Consider the following 23,527-nt stretch of genomic DNA (forward strand, 5'->3'; position numbering starts at 1 on the left):
GTTATTAGCTATTAGCAAATAAGGCAGGAGTTTCGACTATCTTCAACTGAAGCAATATTATAATTATTAAAGTATAAACAGTCGATGAAATAAAACCAGATAAAAGTTCCTTTTTCAGATTACGTTCTTGAGAGTTTTTCTGAAAAATATCTTGAGAACCAAATTGCATTAAGAGAATTCCCACAACATTGGAGAGCCAGTAACCCAGAATTGAAGCAGGAATGAGCAACTTTGGGGATAGTAAACTACATAAGTATCCAAAAAAGTAAGCAATGGGTAGATTGAATAACAAATCATTCCACCAACATAAAGGGGATAATAAATATCCAAGTACCAGCAAGAATCCACCTCTCAGCCTTTTAAATATATTTTTTGGGGATTCCTGAGTCACAGACTCTGAGACTACTTTTGCTGCTAAACTCGACACCTGACTGTCTTTTTGGATGCTGTTCATAAACTACACTATTTCTCTCAGTTTAGTGTAGTTTAATCCAGGAATGGTTATAAAGTCTAGTACGATGTTGATTTGTTAGGTTAGCTAAATAGTAAGCGATGCTTCGAGAAGCAGATAGTTGATGCGCTGCGTTGCGATCGCTTCCCAAAGCAGACATCCGCTTTGACGCATATCTGTGCAGAAAGACGAAACTCTTTCTCCCCTGCACCCTGCGGTCTTGATGATAAGTATTTTACCGGACACGATATTATTCATTGGATATCAAAAGAAAGTGACTCTGAATTTCAGAGTCACTTTCTCATTTGCAATTGACAGCAATTTAAACTTTCACAATATACTCAAAAGTGAAAGTTTACTTTTTAGCTTCTTCGATGGGAACCCATTCTGTGTGGAAAGAACCAGGTTTGTCGAGACGCAGATAGGTGTGTGCGCCGAAGTAGTCGCGTTGTGCTTGAGTGAGGTTTTGGGGCAAGCGATCGCGGCGATAGCTGTCAAAATAATCTAAAGATGCGCTAAAAGCTGGGACAGGAATACCCAGTTGAGCAGCAGTAATGATCACTTCCCGCCAAGCTGCTTGTCTGTCTAGAATTGTTTGCTTAAATTCAGGAGCTAAGAGCAAGTTAGGCAATGCAGGATTTTCGGTAAATGCCTTTTTAATCTTATTCAAAAAGCCAGCGCGAATAATACAGCCACCTTTCCAAATCCGAGCTAATTCGCCCAAATCCAAATTCCAGTTGAAGGTTTTGGAAGCTGTAGATAGCAATGCCATCCCTTGAGCGTAAGAACAAATCTTGGAGCAATATAAAGCATCCCGGACTTTGTTAATAAACTCTTTGGTAGTACCGCTATATTTGCCACTGGGGCCTGAGAGTTGCTTAGATGCAGCTATCCGTTCGTCTTTAATTGAAGAGATAATCCGAGCATTTACGGCTGCTGTAATGGTAGGAATAGAAACACCTAATTCCAAAGCAGTTTGTACAGTCCAACGACCAGTTCCCTTTTGACCTGCTGCGTCTACAATCAAATCTACCAAAGGTAGACTGGTGTCTGGGTCAATGTAAGGGAAGATATTAGCTGTAATCTCAATCAAAAACGAGTTAAGTTCGTCTGTGGTGTTCCATTCAGCAAACACTTCGTGAAGTTGATTGTGGTCAAGTCCACCAGCATTTTTCAGCAAGTCGTAGGCTTCAGCAATTAGCTGCATGTCACCGTACTCAATGCCGTTGTGTACCATCTTCACATAGTGACCTGAACCACCAGGGCCGACGTAGGTCACACAAGGGCCGTCATCAACTTGGGCAGCAATTTTATTGAAAATTGGTGAGAGATACTCATAAGAACTTTGAGTACCACCGGGCATGAGTGAAGGGCCGTTTAATGCGCCTTCTTCACCACCACTTACACCCATACCGAGAAACCGTAGACCTAGGGGTTCTAGTTCTTCGGTACGTCTTTGGGTATCTTCAAACCAAGAGTTGCCGCCATCAATGATGATATCGCCTTCGTCGAGCAAAGGTTTTAGCTGTTGAATCACCGCATCTACGGGTTTACCAGCTTGCACCATCACTAGAATTTTGCGGGGACGTTCTAGTGCTGCGACGAATTCTTCTAAAGTAAAGGCCGCTTTAACGTTACGTCCTGGCGCACGTTCAGCCATGAAAGCATCGGTTTTTTCGCGGGAGCGGTTGTATACTGCAATTGGAAAACCGTTACGTTCCACGTTGAGAGCGATGTTTTCGCCCATAACAGCTAATCCAATCACACCAAAGCTTTGTAGTGTCATAACTAGTTTGGCTAACTCTTGCAGATTCTTTCATCTTTTAGGGTAATCCGAGAGTTTCTCTTATCCCCTAAAGAAGACATTAAGAGTTACCTTGATTGCTAAAAGCTCAGAACTAACATCACATATAACAAGTTTTAAATTGTATCTAATTCAACAATTGTGCTGCAAAATTTGCAAAATTGGAGTATCTAGTTTAGGCATTAGGCAGATGGGATAAAGGATTAAATTCAGAATAATTTTTCCTTAAATTAAGATAAATTTTCCCGTATCCAGTCCCTAATACCTGATAACAAAATAGTTAAGGAGTAACCAAAAATGCTGGCATACGTCCTAGCTTTGGTGGTCGGTATTGGTAGTTTATTACTCTACGTATCGGCGTTCTTTTTTCCCGAAATCCACCGAAAGAATGATTTTATTTGGAGTGGCATTGGACTGTTTTACGCTTTAGTATTATGGGTGTTTGCCCCCCACATTAGCGGCGGATTATTACTAGGCCATGTGGCGAGTGTGGCTCTTTTGGTGTGGTTTGGTTGGCAAACTTTATCACTGCGTCGTCAAGTTACACCACAGTTACAACAAACGCCTGTACCTAGTTCGGAAGCCGTGAAAACTTCTGTTCAAGAACAGGTGACAAAGTTATCTCTTCAAGAACGCTTTGGCAAATTACAACAAAGTTTGAGTAGCACCTTTAGCGGTGCGAAAAGCAAAGTACAACCACCTGTCAGTAAAAATGTACCAGCAGAGAAACCTGCTGTTGAGATTATTGACAAAACTACGCCCATTCCAGAACCTGCGCCTGAAGAAGTACCTGCGACTACAGATGCTGCACCTGTAACTGAGGCTGTTCCAGAAGTAATTCCACCCCATCCCCCATCCCCCGAATTGGTGGAAGCAGCACAAGTACATCCTGAAGCGGAAAACAAAGAACCAATCCCCGTAGAAGAAATTGCGCCTGATGCGGTGCTTGCTCCCCCGGCGGAAACACCACCAGAACAAATACCGCCGAACACTTAATTTAGTTAAATTTTGTGAAACCCAGCTTGATTTTATGATCATGTTGGGTTTTGCTGTGATCTAAAGTTGCTAGTGGCGATCGCTCAATTTAAGCGACATACTATTTATTTTTTGGAGTACCCGAAGATTAGTTACGATTATTTACGCTGTCACCATTTCCGACACAAAACTAGGGGATGCTGGCTCAAAATGTAAAACCATAATTTGCTCTGGACGTAAACCTACAGATTCATAGGTTTGACCATTGCGATCGCTAAATTCTACTTCAAATACAGCTCCATCCGCTAATATTTCAACTATCGTACCAACTTGACCACGCAACAAATTATATTCAGGCAGATAACTTGTCAATGCTACTAAGTCAAGCAACTTTGGTGTAACTTCATTGATGATATATTGGTTGGACATAAGTATTATTTCATCATAATTCGCATGTATCTATTGACTAGAGTGTTCCAACGGAGTTAGCCTCTAGTTTCTAACTGAATTTAAGATGTAGATTGCTGAAATAAGGGATGTCATAATATCCAATTATTACAAAAAAAGCTATGGCAATTTATTTATCAACAATTTTGATGTATGATAATAGTACAGATGAATTATTAATTTTTAAATTAACCAAAATCAATAAATATTAAGGTTACACAACTATGTCTAGCACGCACACAGGTATAGAGTGGACAGATAAAACTTGGAATCCAACAACTGGTTGTAATAAAGTTAGTCCAGGTTGTTTACATTGCTATGCAGAAGCTCTGACTAAACGCTTTCCCAATAATTTTAAAAATGGGTTTGATTTAACATTACACCCTGAAAGGCTAAACGACCCTTTAAAATGGCGTACACCAAGCAGAATATTTGTGAACTCTATGAGTGATCTGTTTCACGAAGAAGTACCCCTTGATTTTATTCATAAGGTATTTAAAGTCATTCATGAAACACCTTGGCATATATATCAAATTTTAACAAAAAGACCAGAAAGACTCGTTGAATTATCACCTCATTTAGAATTCCATAAAAATATTTGGTTGGGTGTATCAGTTGAAAATCAAAATTACATTCATCGTATTGATTTTCTTCGTCAAGTTCCTGCAAATTTACGTTTTCTTTCCTGTGAACCACTTTTAGGTTCATTGAACCTTGACTTAAAAAATATTGATTGGGTGATTGTTGGTGGAGAGTCGGGGCAAAAACATCGTGTCATGAAAATTGAGTGGGCAGAAAATATTCGTGATCAATGTCAAAAAGCAGGAGTAGCATTTTTCTTTAAGCAGATTGGTGGTAGAACATCTAAAGCTGGAGGTAGATTACTAGATGGTCAAATATGGGATGAAATGCCTCCAGCTTGGCAAGAACATTACAATATATGGAATAATCCTCAGAAAAAACTGTCTTTCAAAAAAGGTAATTTGGAACTTACGGCTTAGAAGGAAAATGAACTCTTACTGAATCTGCAAAGCTAATTTCACCCTTGATTTTACGTCTCTTATTTGCAGGTGGATCTGCTTGTATCTTACCTTTAGCTTCAAGACCATTAAGAGCAGCCTTATAATTCTTGCTAATGTAACGTCTACCAACATTATGTTGCGTATAAATTTCTTGCATAGTTATTGTTTGACCTGCAAATTTATCTAATAACATTTCTTCTAATTCATCGAGAGGATGATACAGTTCAAATAATAATGGTTGCATATAAGTGGCTGGAATGTATTCAAAAGAAGCGACACCTTGATTTTGATCAGAGCTTTCTTTTGCCATGATCTCTTTCATGATTTCATAGCTTTTAAAATGTTTACTGACGAAGATTAAATGATGACTTGTACGATTGCCGTTTTCGTGTTTAAAGCGGAATGGTAAAACATACCTTCCACCCATTTCTTCTAAAGCTTCGCAAATAGCTTCTATAATTGTTAATTCACGCTCTAGAGAGTTGAGCGGCTTAAGTTTTTCTCGTAACTTGTCTGCTCTATTCTTTCCAAATAACGCATTTATATGTTCATCAACTGCTGCATTACTTACACCCATATTGATACGGTTGTAATTGAAAAAGAAAATACAATCACAGCCCCAGTTTTTTTACAACTGAGTTGATAAGTTGTAAAGATAGACCCTTATATCCCCAAGGATCTACAAAAAATAATGTTGGGATTAATTTAAGGTGAGAAAAAGCCTGAACGATATTTTCACCTACTTCAAAATTCATTACGTCAGGCTTATGCTTTAATTGATCAATTCCTGGAATCATATCTATAGCTTTTTGCAAAGACCCAGTATGCTCAGGATTAGCATCATTGAATAATGTCTTTAGCATATTTCGCATATCTGGGTCAGCAATTGCTGTTTCTAAAACTTTGATTGGTGTCGATTTTGAACCGTCTTTGTATCTACCCGGCCCAGCGAAAAGGTCTATATAGGCAAGTGGGTATCCCGCTTTTTTAGCAGTTGGTATAATTACCTTTGCCCAAGCCCAAAAATATTTTTCAACAATTCTGGCTTTTATTAAAGATTGCTCTTTTTGTTCATCAAAAAAAGAAGAGTTAATCATACTTAATTAGTAGATGTGTCGTAATTAATATACTAAATTCGATATTATTTGATGTCTAGAATGAAAATCCCATAGTATTAGACTTCCTGCCATCTTCTATAATTGATAAAACCTGCACATATATTCTTAGGCATGAAGCTGTGACGGAAACTGGAAGTTACAAAGACACTGTAAATCTACCTAAAACTAATTTTGAGATGCGGGCTAACGCCATCAAGCGTGAACCTGAAATTCAAAAGTTTTGGGCAGACAATCAAATTTTTGAACGCCTGTCGCAAGAAAATCCAGGCGAATTATTTATACTGCACGATGGCCCTCCCTACGCAAATGGCTCTCTGCATATTGGTCATGCCTTAAATAAAATTCTCAAAGATATTATTAATCGCTACCAGTTGTTACAAGGGCGTAAGGTTCGTTATGTGCCTGGTTGGGACTGCCACGGTTTACCAATTGAACTGAAAGTTTTGCAAAATCTTAAGTCGGCAGAACGGCAAAGTTTAACGCCTTTGCAATTGCGTCAAAAAGCTAAGGAATTCGCTTTAGCAACGGTAGATGACCAACGTAAAAGTTTCAAACGCTACGGTGTTTGGGGAGACTGGGATAACCCATATTTAACGCTGAAGCCGGAATATGAAGCGGCGCAGATTGGTGTATTTGGGCAGATGGTGTTAAAAGGATACATCTATCGTGGGTTGAAGCCTGTTCACTGGAGTCCAAGTTCTAAAACTGCTTTGGCTGAGGCGGAGTTGGAATATCCTGAAGGGCATACTTCACGGAGTATCTACGCTGCGTTCCCTGTTACTGGTTTGTCGGAGGCGACACAATCAGCTTTGGGAGAGTATCAGTCAGAGTTGGGTGTGGCTGTGTGGACTACTACGCCTTGGACAATTCCCGGTAACTTGGCTGTGGCGGTGAATGGGGATTTGAATTACGCGGTGGTGGAAGTCTTACGCAAAGACGCAGAGGTGCAGAGAGGATTTAAATATCTAATTGTGGCGGCGGATTTGGTGGAACGGTTGGCGGCCACTATCTCTGCTGAGTTGACTGTCAAAGCGACTTTTAAGGGTAAGGAGTTAGAACATACTACTTACCGTCATCCTTTATATGACCGGGAGAGTCCGGTTGTAGTTGGTGGTGATTACATCACCACTGAGTCGGGTACTGGGTTGGTACATACTGCCCCTGGTCACGGTCAAGAAGACTACATTGTTGGTCAGCGTTACGGCTTGCCTATCCTTGCGCCAGTGGATGATAACGGCAACTTTACCGAGGAAGCGGGACAGTTTGCAGGGTTGAATGTGTTGGGTGATGGAAATCAAGCTGTAATTGATGCGCTGACGGCGGCGGGTTCGCTGTTGAAGGAGGAACCTTACCAACACAAGTATCCTTATGACTGGCGGACAAAAAAACCAACAATTTTCCGGGCGACGGAACAGTGGTTTGCTTCGGTGCAAGGATTTAGGGATGAAGCATTAAAGGCGATCGCATCTGTAAAATGGATACCAGCCCAAGGTGAAAATCGCATCACGCCAATGGTGGCGGAACGTTCTGACTGGTGTATTTCTCGTCAGCGTGCTTGGGGTGTGCCAATTCCGGTGTTCTATGATGAGGAAACTGGCGAACCTCTGTTAAATGAGGAAACTATCACCCACGTTCAACGCATCATTGCTGAAAAAGGTTCTGATGCTTGGTGGGAATTGTCGGTAGAGGAATTGTTACCAGAGCCTTACCGCAATAACGGCAAGTCTTACCGCAGAGGTACAGACACAATGGACGTATGGTTTGATTCTGGTTCATCTTGGGCGGCTGTACTTAAGCAACGTCCAGAGTTACGCTACCCCGCCGATATATACTTAGAAGGTTCTGACCAACATCGCGGTTGGTTTCAGTCGAGTTTGCTGACTAGTGTGGCGGTAAATGGCATTGCACCTTACAAAACTGTGTTAACTCACGGCTTTGCTTTGGATGAGCAAGGGCGTAAGATGAGCAAATCAGAAGGAAATGTTGTTGACCCCAATGCCATCATTGAAGGCGGAAAAAATCAAAAATCAGACCCAGCTTATGGTGCAGATGTACTGAGATTGTGGGTATCATCGGTAGACTACTCCGGTGATGTTCGCATTGGGAAAAATATCATCAAGCAACTAAACGATGTACGCGGTAAGATTCGTAATACGGCGCGGTTCTTGTTGGGAAGCTTGCATGATTTCGACCCCGAAACAGATGCAATTCCTTTTGAGGATTTGCCGCAGTTAGATAAATATATGCTGCACCGCATTCGTGAGGTGTTCCAGGAAGTAACAGAAGCTTTTGAAAGTTTCCAATTCTTCCGTTTCTTCCAAACAGTGCAGAATTTCTGTGTGGTGGATTTATCTAACTTCTATTTAGATATTGCCAAGGATCGGCTGTACATCAGTGCGCCGAATGCGTTTCGCCGTCGCAGTTGTCAGACAGTAATACACATCGCTTTAGAAAATTTAGCACGAGCGATCGCACCTGTTCTCTGCCATACTGCGGAAGATATCTGGCAATATCTCCCCTACAAAACACCCTACAAATCAGTGTTTGAAGCTGGTTGGGTGCGATTAGAAGATAAATGGGATAATCCAGAGTTAGCTCAATTCTGGCAACAACTACGGCAAATCCGTACTGATGTCAACAAGGTATTAGAGCAAGCAAGAGGAGAAAAGCTAATCGGTTCTTCCCTAGAGTCAAAAATCTTGCTCTATGTGAAAGATGAGCAATTACGCTCCTCAGTAAATACCTTGAATCCTGAAGTAGGTAACGGTATCGATGAACTCCGTTATTTATTCCTTTCCTCTCAAGTAGAAATGTTAGATTCTGCCGACAAACTGCAAGATGTGAAATACAACTCGCAGTCTGATAGCTGGGGAATTGGAGTAGTGAATGCAGATGGGGAAAAATGCGATCGCTGCTGGAACTACTCAACCCATGTGGGAGAATCGCAAGAGCATCCCTTATTGTGCGAAAGGTGCGTTCCTGCCTTAGCTGGGACTTTTTAGGAAGTAGGTGACAGGTGACAGGTTACAGTTCTTTTGTATCACCTGTCACCTATCACCTATAACTTCTGCAACAACTCTTGAGTTAACTGCAAAAATGCTTTAGAACCAGCAGATTGAGGTGCATTCAAAACAGCCGGACTAAAACTATCAACAGCTTTCGCTACATTAATATCAACAGGAATTTGTGCTTTACAAATTTGTTCTACACCAAAATCTTCCACAACTCGGTGCATTACTTGTTTGTAATATCTGCCAGTCAGCAAACTAGTATTGCACATACTAAACACAATGCCTAACATTTTGATATTAATTTTCGCTTCATGTTCATGACTATCTTTTAACTGGCCAATGCGTCTTTCTAAAAGTTGAATTCCCACCACAGATAAAGGTTCTGGCTTGGCGGGGAGGATGTAAAAATCACTAGCAGCTAAAGCACTACGAGTCAGCAAATTGTAACCAGGAGCGCAATCTAACAGAATAAAATCATATTGATCACGCACTGGTTTTAAAATGTTATTTATCAATACTCGCTCAAACCGATTCCACACAGTTTCAAAGTTTTGTTCACCAAAAGCAACCGTTTGTTTATGCAGCATTTCTGACACCACAAACTCATCATATAAATCGATATCACCTGGTAATAAATTTAGTTCGCTAAGTCCACAAACTTGGGGTTGGATAATATCGTTAATTGTCAGCTTGCTATTGGGATCTGGATTAATGACATCATCGATTAAATATCTAAATGTCATTCTTTGTTTGCGAAGCTTGGCGAAATCTAAAGGCGACATCAGACTCAGCGTGGCGCTAATTTGAGTATCTAAATCTAATACCAGCACCCGCTTACCGTAATTTTTCGCCAAACAAGTAGCTAAGTTGACGGTGAGAGTAGTTTTCCCTACACCGCCTTTCATATTTGCAGTAGCAATTACATATCCCATTTGTTAATTCCTCTGATGACGCATTCCCATCTAGGTAGCGTACACCCATCATGAACGCTTAAAATTTTCGTTAAATTTAATATTTGTGGGAAATCAAAAATTAAAACTTTCAAATTATAGCAGTCTTGAATCATTCCCCAACAAAGAGATCGTCAACTTTTGGAAGAAGTTGGGGATCTGAGGTTTGTGGAAATTACTCTGTTCAAAATGATATTTCTTTTTTTTACAAATACTTAAAAAATATTTATACACAACCTTGATAAGTAATTTTGTGGCAGAATCAAACAGATATAAGCATGATGCAATAAATTAAATTCTATCGAGGTAAATAATTTGGCTTTCAATCCTGAGTTGTGCCGTAACGAAAGTGAAGTTGAAAGCAAACTCATAGTCCAATATTTGCTACCACAGTTAGGATATACACCAGACACTTGGCATCAAGAAGTCGCCGTTGGTAGTATCCGCTTAGATTTTCTGGCGTTTGCTGCACAAGTCTTACCATTTGTCATAGATGCTAACTCACCATTGAGTGTGGTGATGGAAGCAAAGCATCCTAAACAAAACTTAAATAATCACTTTCTCAGACTCAGGCATTATTTAACCAGCTTGAATGTGAGATATGGATTATTGACTAACGGCAAAGAGATTAGAATTTATGAAAAATTAGGTGATGATATTAAGTTAGTTTTTTCTTGTGCGGGGAAAGATGTAGAGATAAAAATAGAAGAAATTAAAAGCTTGATTGGTAGAAATAGTCTCAACAATCAGGCAATAGACAACATTGTAATTCATAGTTATCAAGAAAAATTGAATTCACAGGAGCAAGGAAAAAATTCCATGAAGATCATAGCAATCTACCATAATAAAGGCGGAGTTGGAAAAACAACTATTGCTGTTAACCTTGCAGCAGCTTTAAGTAAGAAAGGTAAAAGAGTTCTATTAATTGATATAGATTCCCAAGCAAATACTACTTTTGCTACAGGGCTAATTAAATTTCAATTTGAGGAAGATGATGATTTAAAAGACAAAAATGTATATCATTTAATAGAGTCAGGAGAATTTAATTATATTCCAGATATTGTTCGTCAATCTCAATACTTTAATAATCCTGAGATTGATGTAATACCTTCTCATATAACCTTGATTGAATATCAAGATACATTAAACAAAATTGCTGCTACTAGACGTAGGTTAGTAAAAAAAATTGAAGATGGTAGATAGTAATTATGATATTGTAATTATTGACACACCTCCATCAAGAGATTATTATGCGGAAGTTGCTTTGATCGCGGCTGATTACTTAATAATTCCTTCGGATTTAAAACCATTTGCAAATCAAGGTTTACCGACAGTAAGAAATTTTATTAAACAAGTTAATGAATATAGAGATGATATAGGTAAATTACCCATCAATATTATAGGTGTTCTTGCATCTAAAATTTCTACTAATGCTAAATTTCTACAATACACATTTCCAAAACAGAGAAATGTAATATTAGAACGCTATAATCTACCTCTGCTCGAAGCAGTAATTTATGATAGAACAGTGTTGTCAGAGTGTATGAATCAAACAATAACAGTTGGAGAATTAGAATATCCTGATCCTAAATCTGTTATTAAATTTGCAGAAGTTAAATCAAATGCTGAACAATCTGCGATGGAGTTTGCAATATTAGCAGATGAAGTTTTACAAAAAATGGGGGTTAATTAATGATGAAATTTTATCTTGTAGACGTAAAAGATATTAATTCTAATATACCTCGGTCAAATTTTTCTGAAGCTGATTTAGATAACCTAGCAGAGATAATTCTAGAAAGTGGAGGAATTATAAGACCATTAGTTTTAAAGCCAACTGATGCAGAAAATTATACAGTTATTGACGGGCATTTTGAGTACTATGCTGCTTTAAAAGCAAAAGAAAAAAATCCTCGCAAGGGTGAAATGGTTAATGCTTTTGTAATTTCACCTAAAAATGAGGATATACTTCTAAAGCAAGTAGCTGCATTTCGAGAATTTAACTATTCTAATACTATAGAAAATATAACATCTACAGGAACAGAAAAATCTGAAATACGCTTGGAAAAGCATGAGTTAAGTTTAATAGATAAGCAAATTAATGAATTAAGAGTAGAATTAGCACAAGAAAAACAAGAAAGACAAAAACTCTATGAATACATAAAGTCACTTGAAACTCAAATACCCAAACAGATTACACCATTAGAAGCATTTAATAGTTTAAATGTACTAGAACTTACTTTCAGATTAAGAACGGCTGGATTTACAGATAAAAAATCAGTTCAAGTTGCTGAAACTATTGAGAAAGTTCGTAAAAAGAAATCATTTGAGTCGTTAAAAGATGTAATAGAAAGAGTAACAATTACATCGGGCAAAAAACAAGTTAAAGGAATTAGTGGTGATAAAATGGTTGATATTATTGATAGTTGGTCACGTCTAGTATTTAAGTAATTCTTACTTATGAGCAAAGTTAAGACAAAATACTAGACATCTTACATCAATCATATAAATCTTTACGCCTTTGCATGAGGCTTAAGGTTTGTGTTTTATAAAATCCGCCTAAATGATTTTTCATTCAGACTACCGAGAAACTAAGTAGGTGTTTAAGGCTTTGGTAATGCGATCGCCTGTAAATTATCAATGGACGATTGTGTAAATATCTCATGTTTCATACATTATTTAACACTAAGAAACTACAAGCGTCTTGAGATATAGCAATCTAAATGATTGACAAACATCTATCTACCTTATCTCCCTTGTCTACCGTGTCTCTCTGATTGATATCTCAAATAGAATGGCTATATTTAGGTATTGTTATCTATAAATTGGTAGAGAAAAATCTATCTATCTTTCGACTTCAAAAGTTACCTCATCTGGAAGAAACGCCGATAAATCAATGTTGTTAATCTGAGTACAGATGAGATTTTCGAGGTCGTTATGAATATTATTGCTTGGATAATATTAGGTCTATTAGCTGGTGCGATCGCTAAAGCAATTTACCCTGGTTATCAAGGTGGCGGTATTCTTTCAACAATGATTTTAGGTATTGTTGGTGCCTTTATTGGAGGAAGTTTATACACTTTGTTGCAAACGGGGACTTTGCAATTGACGGCAACTACTTTTAGTCTTCCCGGTTTATTTATAGCAATCATCGGTGCAATTATTGCTATTTACTTGTGGGGATTGTTGCAAAGAAGCAGTAATGCTTAAACCCTCGTGACTAAACCATTATTAAACCGAGAGTGTGTTTGGTAAATTTCACCAATAACACTCTTTATCACCCCAAAACATTGTTTTGACATACCTACTGTAGAAAGCTAGTTTGCCAACAACACACTAATCATATTGTTTATCTATAAAAGCAGTTAAAAGCTATCAACTGCCAAGGCAATAAATTTATTGCCCGCTATGTTTTGTTGAAAATAATCGCAGAGGTCTTGCATGTTTTTCCATAAGAAAGATCCAATTCATGTTGTCAATGTTAATGACAGCAATCCCCGTTTTGCTCAGTTACTGCTTGAGCAGTTTGGTGGTGCAACAGGAGAACTAACCGCCGCTTTGCAATATTGGGTGCAATCTTTTCATGTGGAAAATGCTGGAATTCGAGATATGTTGCAAGATATTGCCATTGAAGAATTCGGGCATTTAGAAATGGTTGGTAAACTAATTGAAGCACACACTAAAGATACTGACCAAACAGATGCTTATAAAAGTACTCTGTTCGCTGTTCGCGGAATTGGCCCTCACTTTTTAGACAGTCAAGGTAATGCTTGGACAGCTAACTATATCAACGAAGGTGGAGATGTAGTTCGTGATTTACGAGCTAATATTGCGGCTGAAGCTGGCGCTCGTCAAACTTACGAAGAGTTAATCAAATTAGCACCCGATCAAGGTACGAAAAATACTTTGGTGCATTTGTTAACCAGAGAAATTTCTCACACCCAGATGTTCATGAAAGCATTAGATTCTCTGGGTAAATTGACCGATCCATTCTTTGGTAATATTCAGCCTGATGAAACCGTGAATATTTACTACAACCTGTCTAGTAATGGCAATGGTCACGATGAGCGCGGCCCCTGGAATTCTGAACCTGCTTTCAAATACGTTGCTAATCCTTTAGAAAGCAAAACTAACTAAAGTTTTTGTCCTCCTAATTCCTTGTCAACACTCAATAATTATGACTTAAGTCAGGGGGAGTTTCTTCCCTGACTTATTTTGTGGGCTTTTTTAATTATCTAGAAATTAATACCAGCCATTATTGCCTGATTCTGGAATCACAGCATAAGCATCAATTTCAAACAACATACCATCAAGCGCCAATCGAGGAACAGGAATGAGCGTGTTTGCAGGTGGTTGATTACCCCACAAATTAGCAATTTCGCGTCCTAACGGAATTAATTTTTCTTGGGTGTGGTTTACTATCAAAACAGTTGTTTTAACTACATCTTTAGGTCTTGCGCCAGCCGCATTTAAGGCAAAGCGCAGATTTTGAAAAGCCCTGACTAATTGTTCTTCATAATCATTGGAGACCACATTACCTTGTAAATCTGAACCAAATTGACCAGAAATATACACGGTTCTTGTTCTTGGTGGTGTAATCGCTATATGACTATAGCCATTTTGAGGCGCATTATATAACGTTGGTGGATTCAGCAAAGTCACATTTTTATTTGCATTACCCTGAGCGACTACTTCCTTTTGGGTTCCTGCAACTATAGCAGTACCTAAGCCGCTACCGCCTAGCCACAAAAGAGCATTTCTGCGTGAAAATTTTGTCACTATTGAATTAACCGCACGTGTGATATGTTGAGTCATTGGAGTTCCCTAGATTGAGTGATCTATTTTTGACTAGGCTATGCTTTTATTATGTGGTTAATTGGAATCAAAAATCACACAATTTTTTAAAAAAATTGGTGCAATTACGCAGCTAATATACTAACTTTAAAATATCTTTAATATTTGAATAATTACTCTTGAGTATTTCAAAAAATAGCTATTTTTAGAAGAAATTTGCTGTTCTTGTTTTCTTAGCAAAATCAATGATTTTTATCTCACATCAGATAGCTGTTATTTAGTTTTAAGAATTGAAATATCAAGACTCAATTTCTAATTTTTAAACTCTGCAAATGTCAGTGTTAACAGTTTAGTTGCGGGCAAATTGCATCTCCAAAACTGGATTAAGATTGTCGCTACTTTTTTGAAACTACCTACAGGTAATCTCAACTAAGACAGCAACACTCAAATATGCCGTTCAGTTTGTCAGTTCCAGAAAACTAGATGTGACTAACGAAGGGACATACTCAAAATTAAAGAGAAAACAATTGCACTAGCTTCTTTACTGTCACTAACGAAGACTACGGATAATCAACGTTAGCAGAACACCAACATCGCAGAGTTTACCAAACAAAGCAGATTTTTCTTTCTTTGTTTTTTCCCGATTTTCGGAATGCAAAGTAGCCTTGTCCCTAACAAGGTGCCTTGAGGCGGAGTGTGATGGAAGAAAGTACAGGATATACCTGTTATCAATCGGCGATACACCGATCGCTCACAAAGGAGTACACTTTCTGATGACTAGTTACATATCGCGCGGCGGTATACGTTCAATCCAATGGTTGGCGTACCAGTTGGGCATACAGAACCCAAACTAAAGCTTGCACAATGTATTGCTAATCACTCATTAATGTAACTCAAGATAATATGGCAGTCTGGTTTGGATGAATGAAAGGGACAAGGTGGATAAGGGAGACAAGGTGGATGAGGGAGACAAGGGAGACAAGGTAGAGATTTTTGTCAACACTTTGGCAAAGCTCTCTTCGCTTCAGCTGATTGAGCATTGAGCGGAGTCGAAATGCGCCTTCTAAATAATGGTTTTCACCTACTTATTCTTGCCATATTTTTCTTGAATACGCTGAATTTGTTGTTGAAACTCTGCGCCTTTTTCGGGGTTAACCATTGCGACAAAGTTGGCAAATCCGGTGATGGAGGCGATGAGGTTGGATGAGTTACCCCAATGCTTACCTTCTAAGCCTTCATTTTCTATTTGATGTAGAGTTGCACGGAAGCTTTTTAACTTTTTCCGAGAGATATTAATTTTTTGATTAACGATAATACCTGTAACTTCTTGCTGTTGAGAGTTTCGCAAAATGCGGGTTTTGTCGGGATTGATGGCAAATCCTTCGTCAGAGATAATTGACTGAACTTGCTTGATGATATTTTTGGTATGTTGAAGATTCTCACCTGATGCAGAAAATGTTAAATCATCAACATAGCGGGTGTAAGTAAAACCAAATTTTTCAGCGATCGCACACAAACGCTGATCTAAATTACGACAAATAATATTGGTAATTGCAGGACTGGCTGGGGAACCTTGGGGAAGATGACGTTGCTTAAATTCCACAAAGTCAGTTTTACCATCTAAGTTGCGTTCTTCCACTACAGGCGCAGTACATAATAAACCAAAGATTGTAGCTACAGATGAAGCATAACCGAATGATTGAAAGAGTCCTTTAACACGCTGATATGTAATAGCCGAGAAAAAATCTTGCAAGTCGATATTCATAATTATTTCTGCGCCAACGTGGGGATTAGCATTAGTGATGATGGAGCGATCGCCACAAAAACCATGTGCGGCATCATGAATCGCAATTTTTTGTAAAATATTCTGCAAAATCCAATATTGAGCGCGTTTTAAATCAGGCATGGGTGCAGAAATAATGCGATCGCCTGCAAGTTTTTTGGCAGTTTTGAAGTAAATGTAATGTGAAATCTGGGAAGTTTTAGAAGTAAAGGTAAGAAACCGCAGTTTATCAATACTAATTTCCATAGCCGCTGCAATCTGCTCGGCATTATTATATACATCTAAATTACATTTTTTTAACTGTTCAATATTGTTTTGAGTATAATTTTGACAACTCATTTTAAAACCCTGCAAATGTAGGTGTTTACAGTTTAGTTGCGGGCAAATGTATCTCCAAAACTGGATGAAGATTGTTGCTACTTTCTTGAAACTACCCAAAGATAATCTCAAAAAAGACAGCAACGCTCAAATATGTCGTTCAGTTTGCCTATTCCAGAAAACTGGAGGTAAACGAAGGACATACTCAAGTTAAGGCGAAAACATTTGCACAGGCTCCTTAACTGTGACTACCAAAACCACTAAGTAATATTAGTAGTCAACCTACAATGCAGAGTTTTTACTCAAATTCAATTAGCTATCTTGACAGGATAGTGTCTTTTAACCCGGACAGGGTTTTGGTGGCAGAAAGTGGATTTGAACCACTGATCTTTGGGGACAAGCCCAACGAGCTACCCAACTGCTCTATTCCGCAAATTTGTCTTTTAACCTAGACAAGGTGGGAGAAAGTACAGGAATTGAACCTGCAACACATCGATTAAGAGTCGATTGCTCTACCAGTGAGCTAACTTTCGGGTGTTTGATGTAGGAGTCGAACCTACGACTAACCGAGTACCTCGGCTGCTCTACCACTGAGCTAATCAAGCGATGGAGTAACAACCCATTACTCTACGGTATACGCTCAATCCAGAGGTTGGCGCACCAGTCGGGAATACAGAACCCGAACTATAGTTGAGCAGATGTATTATTACCTTGTAACTCAATGTAACACAAAAATTTATCTTACGTAAATTGCCATTTAATTTATTTTTTATGGTTGGGCGATCGCAGCATCAGCAAAACTGTAGTTAGAATAGAAAAAACAAGCTAACCAACTAATAACAGGCAATTGTACTCATCTCTACCAAATTAATTAGCTCCAGACATTATTTTTAATTGAATTCAGGAATATTTAACTGATATTTACAGCTAATGATAGAGTGCATCCGTATTTTCAATCATTAGGATACAAGTAGTTGAAAATATTCATCTACTAACAATATCGTTATTAAAATACTATGTCTGTTAATTGCTTGAAACCAAGAAATAAAAATAATGATCCTGACACAGATAATCCTAATCAAGCATCAACAAAGGTAGAAATAGCTCTAGTATTAGATCAAATCAAAAGTTGTGTTTGGATGATGGGTATTCCATCATGGTTATTTGCCATCACAGACAGAAGTTTTGCGATGTTGTCGGATGGAAATTTATCACCAGTAGAGATATTGCAACTATTGATGACTTGCCTCTTTTTTGTGAGTTGGATTTATTTAAAACCAGAAGAAAGCTTAACCAGCAATGATGTAGAGCCTAATGAATATGCAGAATATCTAAGTCGCAGCCAAGCTCTCAAGTTTAGGTTGAAGAAGCGACACATGATTAGCCAAGATTATATTCTACCTTTTCCTTACTATTGCCAAATCTATCACTTACTCAACTTAAAGCACCTAGAAACAGTTCATAAATTCAGCCTGAATAGTTTAAAGGTTTTGAGTATCAGTCAGTTCCAAACAACTCATATTGGGGGAGTGCTTAAATTTAATACTATGTTGCAACCAAATATGAATTTGTTGAGATTTTGGCGGCAACCAGTAGTAGAAGTAGATTTAATTTTACATACTCCCTATACTATTGAACTGAGCATTCCTGCATATAACGATAAAAGAATCGTTGTCCTCTTTCACGCTTTCCCGATAAGTGAGAGGGAACATCAATTATTTATCGATATCTACAGTGATTTAGATTGGCCGAAGCCGATATTGCAATTTGTTTTACACTGTGCCACTTGTTTGACGCTCTTTGAAGATTTACCATATTTACAGGCTTTAGCAGACACAAATGTTGAGCGTTTGTTTAATCTAAATTCTGCTTCTAAACATGAAACAATGTTATTGTTTCAACGATTCATAGAACTGTATGGTACTCGACAAAAACGCATCCAGTTACCAGAATCGACATAAGTTTGCTGAATAAACAGATACCCAACTTCTAAAAGAAGTCGGGTATCTCAAAGTTGCAATTTTTACAATTCACAACAGCTATTTTAACTAATAGCAGACTCACTTGCTGTTAATAATGCTTTAGTTGCAGACTCTCCTGCTTTTTTCAACTTGCGCGTTAGTTGAGATACTAAAAATGCTGCGATCGCAAAATGTCCTAAGATTGCCAGAAAATAAGCAAGTAATAATCCATCGGTGCTTTTTGATGAGGATAAAGCAATGAGTGGTGCAGCAATGGAAAATAGCCAAACTATAACGTAGTTTTCAGGTCGAGGGAAAAATATTCCTAAGAAAATGGGTGGGAGTATAATGAAAGACACTAACACCCCTGTGGCCCATAATTGGCGCTGTTCATTTTTCATGAATAGAATTAACTGAGTTAAGGCTGCATATATCACAGCTAAACTACCCGCAAACAGCAGCGCCATCCACGAATTAGTTTTATTTTCGATGCTGACTTGTGAAATCAAAACAAAACAGCTTAAGCAAGTCACAGATATGATGGCATTAATAGCGATCGCTAAAATTCCTGGGCTTTTGTCACCCCAGATTAAATCATAAATTACACTAGTTTTACCTAATTCTTTGGGTTGCGTAATATGTCGGTATCTAGCCCAATCTTGCAGTGTTTGACGACCAGGAGTAATCGCAGCAATTAAATATAAAAATAGCCCAAAATTTAAAACCATTAAAAGTCCAACATTTTCCTGAATTGAATAACTTCTAGGGTAGCTATTAAATATTAATTCTTGCCAATCAGCACATCCTAAAATGATAAAATTAAAAACAGCAGTTAGTAAATAACTCTGCTTTTTGCTCAACATAGTTACATTAGGATCACAAAAGCAACGCTGTAAAGCTTTCCAAAAAAAAGTACGCACTGATAAGATAAACTGTTAATGCAAAGACAGAGGTAGTAATAAAACTTTCTCCTATGGAGAAAATGAACCAATGAAAAGATTTGAAATTGGGAATAGCAAAACTAAATTTCTTGTCTATTTCAACGTCAAAATATGGCATTAAAAAATATGGGTTAAGTAGCCCAAAAAAATTAACTGGATTATTAGCCGGAAAATTAGATGTGAAAGTTTGCTTGGTAAATGTGAGATATCCTAATAATGTGCCACTGCCTAACCAAGGCTGAAAACCTCCTAACCAAGAACCAACCAAGCCAAATAGTAATGCAGCACTGTAGTATAAAAAACTAGCCCCAATGACTACTGCATCAAAACTGATAATTTCCATCACAGAAATTTTGGCATTCAAACCCATCCATAAATGTAAAGGTAATGCTAATACTACAGCCACATAAAGTAAAGCAGGAACACCGAGCATTTTTCCCCATAAAATACTTTGTGGTGATTGGGGACTCAGGCGAATAAAATTCAGGGTATCGCGTCTTTGTTCAGTAGCTAAATCATTAATTAGTAGATAGCTTCCTGCTGCTAATAAACCAAAGCTCACAATAATATTTAACCAGGTGAAAACATCCCAAGACCATAATTGCCAATTGATAATTACATTACCGAACCCATCAGCAAGACATCCAGGTAAGTCATATTTTGTGGTACCTGTACAATATCTATGACTAAGGTTTTGTACAGCGTGATGGCGTGTAGGTAACTGGGATTGAAATGACATGAATAAGATAAATTGACCCAGCAATGATAACGCAGATGTTAATAAAATATTTCGTGGTTTCAGTCGTCCTTTAAGTTCCCGAAATAACTGCGGATTTCCATTTCCTAAGTAATTTACTACAGCTTGTATCATAATTATTTCTCCTCAGTAACTTGTTAATTATCTATAGCAATCCTAAATGATGTGCAAACATCCCTCTACCTTGTCTCCCTTGTCCCCCTTGTCAAATAGGACTGCTATATTGCTTATGAATTACCGTCCGGCTAATAATGCTTTCGTTGCAGATTCTCCAGCTAACTTCACCTGATTTGTCAAATGTACATTTAACAAAGCTAAAACAGTAAACTCGGCTAAAAGTGACATAAAAACTGTTGTTGTGGCTGAGTATTCCAAAGCAGCCCAAGGAAAATTAGAAAATAACCACAAGACAGCATTTTCTTCAGGTCTAATGTACAATAAACCAAATAGAGAAGGTGGCGTTAACATCAATGCACCTAGAATCATACTTGCAAAAAACACACGCTTGGAAGTCTTTAACAATAGTATTCTCTGCACTATGGTGGCGTAAATCATAGCTATAGTAATAAACATTGCCACTCCTAAAATAGCTTTCAGTCTGCCAATTTTATTCACCCAGTCAATAGCACTGTTATGGTGAATATTCAAAGCTGGGGCGAGGATAATCCAAACTAATAAGGGGAGAGTAATGATTATTAAACTCAACCCAACTGAAACTATGACAGGGCTTTTATCATGCCAAATTAAATCACGCCATACAGATTTCTGACTAAAAGTATCACTGCTAGATGTTTGTTGATGACGATATCTTGCCCAATCTTGTACTTGTTGTCTATGAGGAGACAAAATCATGAACAAACAAGTTAATATAACGAAGTTAAAGAATACAATCCAGAAGAAGTTTTGACCAATTTGATAGTTCAAATCATAGTAACAGTTTATTGGTTTATATTGTCGGTAAGCGGGGCAATAATTTTTAGTATATTGCAGGGTGAAGCCCCAAAAAATTACTTGAGAACCAGCTACAAGTAAGTAACTTTGTGCTTTACTGAGTAAGGTAGCATTAGGATTACGAAATCGCCGCCCAAGTGCTTGCCAAATCCAATAGCAACCAACACCATAATTGAGTAGGTGTAACCCAGTAAATGTAAAAATATTTTTCCCTAATGGTATGTAAAAAAATTGGGTTTCTGCTAATAATGATGGGTTGCTTCTATTCAAGAGATTTGGGAACATATATTTCAGCATATCAAAAGGACTTAATAGCCTCAGCCAAGCTGCTGTGGTGTGTAAGCCTTCACTATTAAATGCAAATTGCATTGTATTTAGTAAGAATATGAGAACTGCACCACTAGCCAACCAAGGTTGAAAACCACTAAATCGATTACTCATCAAGCCAAATAATAACGTGGCACTGTAAAAGAAGAAACAACTAGTAGCTAAGACGATATAAAAGCTGAAAATATAACTGATGTTAACTCGGGCAGAAATTCCTGACCATATATGTAAGGGAATCGCTAGCAAAATTACCAAGTAAATGACAATTGGGACACCTAGAATTTTGCCAGTTAAAATGCTGGTTTCTGGCTGGGGACTGAGGCGGATAAAATTCAGCGTACCGCGCTTTTCTTCTTGGGCGAGATTGTTGACTAGTAAATATGTCCCAGCAACTAATAGTATGTAGATAAAAACTATGCAGAGTGTGATAAATATATATTCCCAGTGGTCACGCCACCACATTTGAAAGTTAATTTCAGCAACAGGACATGGCTGCTGATATAAATAATTATTTAACTGTTGTTGTTGTGCTTCGAGTGATTTTAATTGTGCTTTGAAGTCTTGAAGTTTGGTTAAATCATAGTTTTGCTTACTATTATAGAAGTTGATTTGCCTTTGAGTATTATCTATGAGTTTATAAACTGATTCAATTTGTTTTTGATAACCTTTGCTCAGATTACAATATGAGCCATTCATGGCATATTTGTTATGAGGATATTGACCAAGATGATAGAGAGCAAGTCCTAACTGAGCAATTAGAGAGATAGCAAAAGCAAATATTAAATTAAAACCTTTAAGACGACCTTTAATTTCTCGCAGAAGCTGAGGGTTCCAATCGCCAATTTTATCCAAAAGATTGAGATACATAAGAGTAATGATTCTAAGTGTGAAAGTTGATAATTTAAGATGCTTGTTTATGACCAAGCTTGATAAAAATGCTTTCTAGGTCTTCTTGAGTGCAATGAAAGTCAGTAACGGGGATATCAGCTTGAATTAGCGATCGCAACAATTCTGCACAAGCATTCTGATCACCAGAAAAGTTCACACGCAGATTATTACTTCCTGGTAAAAATTCCCATTCTTCTACCAAAGGATGATTTTTCAATTCACTAATTACAGCATCAATTCTGCCCAAGGTTGACAAAATAATTTGTTGTCTAGCTAATCGCTGATAAAGTTGTTCGAGTGAAGCACTTTCTACTAAAAAACCTAACTCCATAATTCCAATCGAAGTACACAGTTCCGCTAAATCGCTCAGAACATGGGACGAAATTAAAATTGTCATTCCAGCTTCTTGCAAAGCTTTGATAATTTCGCGGAATTGCATTCTTGCAATTGGATCAAGACCCGATACAGGTTCATCTAGTAGTAGTAAAATCGGCTCATGGATGATAGTGCGTGCTAAACTAAGGCGCTGTTTCATCCCCCGTGACAGTGTAGAAATTAAACTGTTGCGTTTATTCCCCAATTGAATGAGTTCTAAAACTTCGTGTAGACGTTGAGTGCGACGTGGTTCGCGCAAACGATACAAACGCGCAAAGTAATCGAGATAATCCCAAACTGTTAAATCTTCATACAGGGGATAGTCATCGGGTAAATAACCAAGACGACGCTTGATAGTCGGGTTACTCTTGTCCCGTACCATGCGATCGCCGTTAATATATATCTCACCCGTAGTTGGTTCCTCAGCCGTTGCTAACATCCGAATGAGAGTCGTTTTACCTGCACCATTCGGCCCTATCAGTCCGTAGACTTCACCCGTTTCAATTTCCAAATGAACATCATTTACGGCTATATACCTTTCAAATTGCTTGGTGAGTCCACAGGTGCGAATTGCTAATTCTTTTACCATAGCTGCGAGAGTACGGTGATTGATTCTTAACTAACCTAGCCTCTCTCTACCGCGGTTGTCAGTCTCGT

At 38.0% G+C, this 23,527-nt stretch carries 22 protein-coding genes and 2 tRNA genes; 9 read left to right on the forward strand and 15 right to left on the reverse strand.

Annotated elements, in window-relative coordinates; all coding sequences use genetic code 11:
• Positions 1–4: 4 nt before the first annotated feature.
• The 3 genes from ACX27_RS30020 to gndA form a co-directional block, all read right to left on the reverse strand.
• Complete coding sequence (locus tag ACX27_RS30020; protein ID WP_062297918.1) at positions 5–454, reverse strand: DUF7980 family protein; 450 nt, start codon at positions 452–454, stop codon at positions 5–7.
• A 22-nt stretch (positions 455–476) separates the two neighbouring features.
• Positions 477–611, reverse strand: a complete 135-nt coding sequence (locus ACX27_RS35060) for a hypothetical protein (RefSeq protein WP_256364371.1) — start codon at positions 609–611, stop codon at positions 477–479.
• Positions 612–806: 195 nt separating this feature from the next.
• Positions 807–2,237, reverse strand: coding sequence for an NADP-dependent phosphogluconate dehydrogenase (gndA, locus tag ACX27_RS30025; RefSeq protein WP_062297919.1), 1,431 nt, complete (start codon positions 2,235–2,237; stop codon positions 807–809).
• A gap of 315 nt (positions 2,238–2,552) precedes the next feature.
• Here gndA and ACX27_RS30030 point away from each other — a divergent pair, with 315 nt between their 5' ends.
• On the forward strand, positions 2,553–3,251 hold the full coding sequence (locus ACX27_RS30030; protein WP_062297921.1) for a Ycf66 family protein: 699 nt from the start codon (positions 2,553–2,555) through the stop codon (positions 3,249–3,251).
• A 141-nt stretch (positions 3,252–3,392) separates the two neighbouring features.
• On the opposite strand, the gene ACX27_RS30035 is transcribed toward ACX27_RS30030, so the two are convergent.
• Positions 3,393–3,659, reverse strand: a complete 267-nt coding sequence (locus ACX27_RS30035; protein WP_418006529.1) for a DUF4926 domain-containing protein — start codon at positions 3,657–3,659, stop codon at positions 3,393–3,395.
• 242 nt (positions 3,660–3,901) lie between these two features.
• On the opposite strand from ACX27_RS30035, the gene ACX27_RS30040 reads away from it, so the two are divergent.
• A complete protein-coding gene (locus ACX27_RS30040; RefSeq protein WP_062297923.1) occupies positions 3,902–4,678 on the forward strand; it encodes a DUF5131 family protein in 777 nt (258 codons plus the stop codon).
• On the opposite strand, the gene tcmP (ACX27_RS34720) is transcribed toward ACX27_RS30040, so the two are convergent.
• A complete protein-coding gene (gene tcmP, locus ACX27_RS34720) occupies positions 4,668–5,276 on the reverse strand; it encodes a three-Cys-motif partner protein TcmP (protein WP_250635683.1) in 609 nt (202 codons plus the stop codon). The two genes, ACX27_RS30040 and tcmP (ACX27_RS34720), sit on opposite strands and share 11 nt — an antisense overlap.
• Before the next feature lie 34 nt (positions 5,277–5,310).
• Positions 5,311–5,796 carry a three-Cys-motif partner protein TcmP gene (gene tcmP / locus ACX27_RS34725; protein ID WP_250635684.1) on the reverse strand — a complete coding sequence of 162 codons (486 nt, stop codon included), beginning with the start codon at positions 5,794–5,796 and terminating at the stop codon, positions 5,311–5,313.
• Between the two features lie 140 nt (positions 5,797–5,936).
• Between tcmP (ACX27_RS34725) and ileS the strand changes: the two genes are divergently transcribed.
• Positions 5,937–8,819 carry an isoleucine--tRNA ligase gene (gene ileS / locus ACX27_RS30050; protein ID WP_062297925.1) on the forward strand — a complete coding sequence of 961 codons (2,883 nt, stop codon included), beginning with the start codon at positions 5,937–5,939 and terminating at the stop codon, positions 8,817–8,819.
• Positions 8,820–8,875: 56 nt separating this feature from the next.
• Here the strand turns inward: ileS and ACX27_RS30055 are convergent, their stop codons facing one another.
• Positions 8,876–9,760: a ParA family protein gene (locus ACX27_RS30055; protein ID WP_062297926.1), complete on the reverse strand. Its 885-nt coding sequence runs from the start codon at positions 9,758–9,760 to the stop codon at positions 8,876–8,878.
• A gap of 333 nt (positions 9,761–10,093) precedes the next feature.
• Between ACX27_RS30055 and ACX27_RS34730 the strand changes: the two genes are divergently transcribed.
• From ACX27_RS34730 to ACX27_RS30075, 5 genes are all read left to right on the forward strand, one after another.
• Positions 10,094–10,981 carry an AAA family ATPase gene (locus ACX27_RS34730; protein WP_250635685.1) on the forward strand — a complete coding sequence of 296 codons (888 nt, stop codon included), beginning with the start codon at positions 10,094–10,096 and terminating at the stop codon, positions 10,979–10,981.
• Entirely contained in the window at positions 10,971–11,471 is a 501-nt protein-coding gene (locus ACX27_RS34735) for a ParA family protein (RefSeq protein ID WP_250635686.1), read from the forward strand. The genes ACX27_RS34730 and ACX27_RS34735 overlap by 11 nt, the downstream gene beginning before the upstream one ends.
• Positions 11,471–12,226 carry a ParB N-terminal domain-containing protein gene (locus tag ACX27_RS30065; protein ID WP_062297928.1) on the forward strand — a complete coding sequence of 252 codons (756 nt, stop codon included), beginning with the start codon at positions 11,471–11,473 and terminating at the stop codon, positions 12,224–12,226. The genes ACX27_RS34735 and ACX27_RS30065 overlap by 1 nt, the downstream gene beginning before the upstream one ends.
• A 486-nt stretch (positions 12,227–12,712) precedes the next feature.
• The gene (locus tag ACX27_RS30070; RefSeq protein ID WP_062297930.1) at positions 12,713–12,985 is read left to right on the forward strand and encodes a GlsB/YeaQ/YmgE family stress response membrane protein; all 273 of its coding nucleotides are present in this window, start codon (positions 12,713–12,715) and stop codon (positions 12,983–12,985) included.
• A 231-nt stretch (positions 12,986–13,216) separates the two neighbouring features.
• Entirely contained in the window at positions 13,217–13,912 is a 696-nt protein-coding gene (locus tag ACX27_RS30075; RefSeq protein WP_062297931.1) for a manganese catalase family protein, read from the forward strand.
• Positions 13,913–14,017: 105 nt separating this feature from the next.
• Here ACX27_RS30075 and ACX27_RS30080 read toward each other — a convergent pair whose 3' ends face one another.
• The 4 genes from ACX27_RS30080 to ACX27_RS30100 all read right to left on the reverse strand — a co-directional run bounded on the left by ACX27_RS30080 (position 14,018) and on the right by ACX27_RS30100 (position 17,275).
• Positions 14,018–14,554: a RidA family protein gene (locus tag ACX27_RS30080; RefSeq protein WP_235526429.1), complete on the reverse strand. Its 537-nt coding sequence runs from the start codon at positions 14,552–14,554 to the stop codon at positions 14,018–14,020.
• Between the two features lie 1,096 nt (positions 14,555–15,650).
• Positions 15,651–16,691: a reverse transcriptase family protein gene (locus ACX27_RS30085; protein ID WP_062297935.1), complete on the reverse strand. Its 1,041-nt coding sequence runs from the start codon at positions 16,689–16,691 to the stop codon at positions 15,651–15,653.
• Between the two features lie 437 nt (positions 16,692–17,128).
• A tRNA-Lys gene (locus tag ACX27_RS30095) sits at positions 17,129–17,203 on the reverse strand.
• Between the two features lie 2 nt (positions 17,204–17,205).
• A tRNA-Tyr gene (locus ACX27_RS30100) sits at positions 17,206–17,275 on the reverse strand.
• 411 nt (positions 17,276–17,686) lie between these two features.
• Between ACX27_RS30100 and ACX27_RS30105 the strand changes: the two genes are divergently transcribed.
• Entirely contained in the window at positions 17,687–18,631 is a 945-nt protein-coding gene (locus ACX27_RS30105) for a hypothetical protein (RefSeq protein WP_062297937.1), read from the forward strand.
• Positions 18,632–18,714: 83 nt separating this feature from the next.
• Here ACX27_RS30105 and ACX27_RS35530 read toward each other — a convergent pair whose 3' ends face one another.
• The 4 genes from ACX27_RS35530 to ACX27_RS30120 all read right to left on the reverse strand — a co-directional run bounded on the left by ACX27_RS35530 (position 18,715) and on the right by ACX27_RS30120 (position 23,459).
• Positions 18,715–19,494: a hypothetical protein gene (locus ACX27_RS35530; RefSeq protein WP_335337746.1), complete on the reverse strand. Its 780-nt coding sequence runs from the start codon at positions 19,492–19,494 to the stop codon at positions 18,715–18,717.
• A 13-nt stretch (positions 19,495–19,507) separates the two neighbouring features.
• Positions 19,508–20,443, reverse strand: coding sequence for a hypothetical protein (locus tag ACX27_RS35535; protein WP_335337747.1), 936 nt, complete (start codon positions 20,441–20,443; stop codon positions 19,508–19,510).
• A gap of 120 nt (positions 20,444–20,563) precedes the next feature.
• Entirely contained in the window at positions 20,564–22,474 is a 1,911-nt protein-coding gene (locus ACX27_RS30115) for an ABC transporter permease (RefSeq protein ID WP_062297938.1), read from the reverse strand.
• Between the two features lie 34 nt (positions 22,475–22,508).
• Positions 22,509–23,459, reverse strand: a complete 951-nt coding sequence (locus ACX27_RS30120; protein ID WP_062297940.1) for an ABC transporter ATP-binding protein — start codon at positions 23,457–23,459, stop codon at positions 22,509–22,511.
• Positions 23,460–23,527 lie beyond the last annotated feature (68 nt).

The sequence above is a fragment of the Nostoc piscinale CENA21 genome, from assembly GCF_001298445.1.
GTDB classification, from domain to species: domain Bacteria; phylum Cyanobacteriota; class Cyanobacteriia; order Cyanobacteriales; family Nostocaceae; genus Nostoc_B; species Nostoc_B piscinale_A.

Excerpts from the sequence above, each read along its gene's own strand:
- ACX27_RS30020 (WP_062297918.1), bottom strand. The coding sequence starts at position 454 with ATGAACAGCATCCAAAAAGACAGTCAGGTGTCGAGTTTAGCAGCAAAA.
- ACX27_RS35060 (WP_256364371.1), bottom strand. The coding sequence starts at position 611 with ATGTCTGCTTTGGGAAGCGATCGCAACGCAGCGCATCAACTATCTGCT.
- gndA (WP_062297919.1), bottom strand. The coding sequence starts at position 2,237 with ATGACACTACAAAGCTTTGGTGTGATTGGATTAGCTGTTATGGGCGAA.
- ACX27_RS30030 (WP_062297921.1), top strand. The coding sequence starts at position 2,553 with ATGCTGGCATACGTCCTAGCTTTGGTGGTCGGTATTGGTAGTTTATTA.
- ACX27_RS30035 (WP_418006529.1), bottom strand. The coding sequence starts at position 3,659 with ATGTCCAACCAATATATCATCAATGAAGTTACACCAAAGTTGCTTGAC.
- ACX27_RS30040 (WP_062297923.1), top strand. The coding sequence starts at position 3,902 with ATGTCTAGCACGCACACAGGTATAGAGTGGACAGATAAAACTTGGAAT.
- tcmP (WP_250635683.1), bottom strand. The coding sequence starts at position 5,276 with ATGGGTGTAAGTAATGCAGCAGTTGATGAACATATAAATGCGTTATTT.
- tcmP (WP_250635684.1), bottom strand. The coding sequence starts at position 5,796 with ATGATTAACTCTTCTTTTTTTGATGAACAAAAAGAGCAATCTTTAATA.
- ACX27_RS30055 (WP_062297926.1), bottom strand. The coding sequence starts at position 9,760 with ATGGGATATGTAATTGCTACTGCAAATATGAAAGGCGGTGTAGGGAAA.
- ACX27_RS34735 (WP_250635686.1), top strand. The coding sequence starts at position 10,971 with ATGGTAGATAGTAATTATGATATTGTAATTATTGACACACCTCCATCA.
- ACX27_RS30065 (WP_062297928.1), top strand. The coding sequence starts at position 11,471 with ATGATGAAATTTTATCTTGTAGACGTAAAAGATATTAATTCTAATATA.
- ACX27_RS30070 (WP_062297930.1), top strand. The coding sequence starts at position 12,713 with ATGAATATTATTGCTTGGATAATATTAGGTCTATTAGCTGGTGCGATC.
- ACX27_RS30075 (WP_062297931.1), top strand. The coding sequence starts at position 13,217 with ATGTTTTTCCATAAGAAAGATCCAATTCATGTTGTCAATGTTAATGAC.
- ACX27_RS30085 (WP_062297935.1), bottom strand. The coding sequence starts at position 16,691 with ATGAGTTGTCAAAATTATACTCAAAACAATATTGAACAGTTAAAAAAA.
- ACX27_RS30105 (WP_062297937.1), top strand. The coding sequence starts at position 17,687 with ATGTCTGTTAATTGCTTGAAACCAAGAAATAAAAATAATGATCCTGAC.
- ACX27_RS35530 (WP_335337746.1), bottom strand. The coding sequence starts at position 19,494 with ATGTTGAGCAAAAAGCAGAGTTATTTACTAACTGCTGTTTTTAATTTT.
- ACX27_RS35535 (WP_335337747.1), bottom strand. The coding sequence starts at position 20,443 with ATGATACAAGCTGTAGTAAATTACTTAGGAAATGGAAATCCGCAGTTA.
- ACX27_RS30115 (WP_062297938.1), bottom strand. The coding sequence starts at position 22,474 with ATGTATCTCAATCTTTTGGATAAAATTGGCGATTGGAACCCTCAGCTT.
- ACX27_RS30120 (WP_062297940.1), bottom strand. The coding sequence starts at position 23,459 with ATGGTAAAAGAATTAGCAATTCGCACCTGTGGACTCACCAAGCAATTT.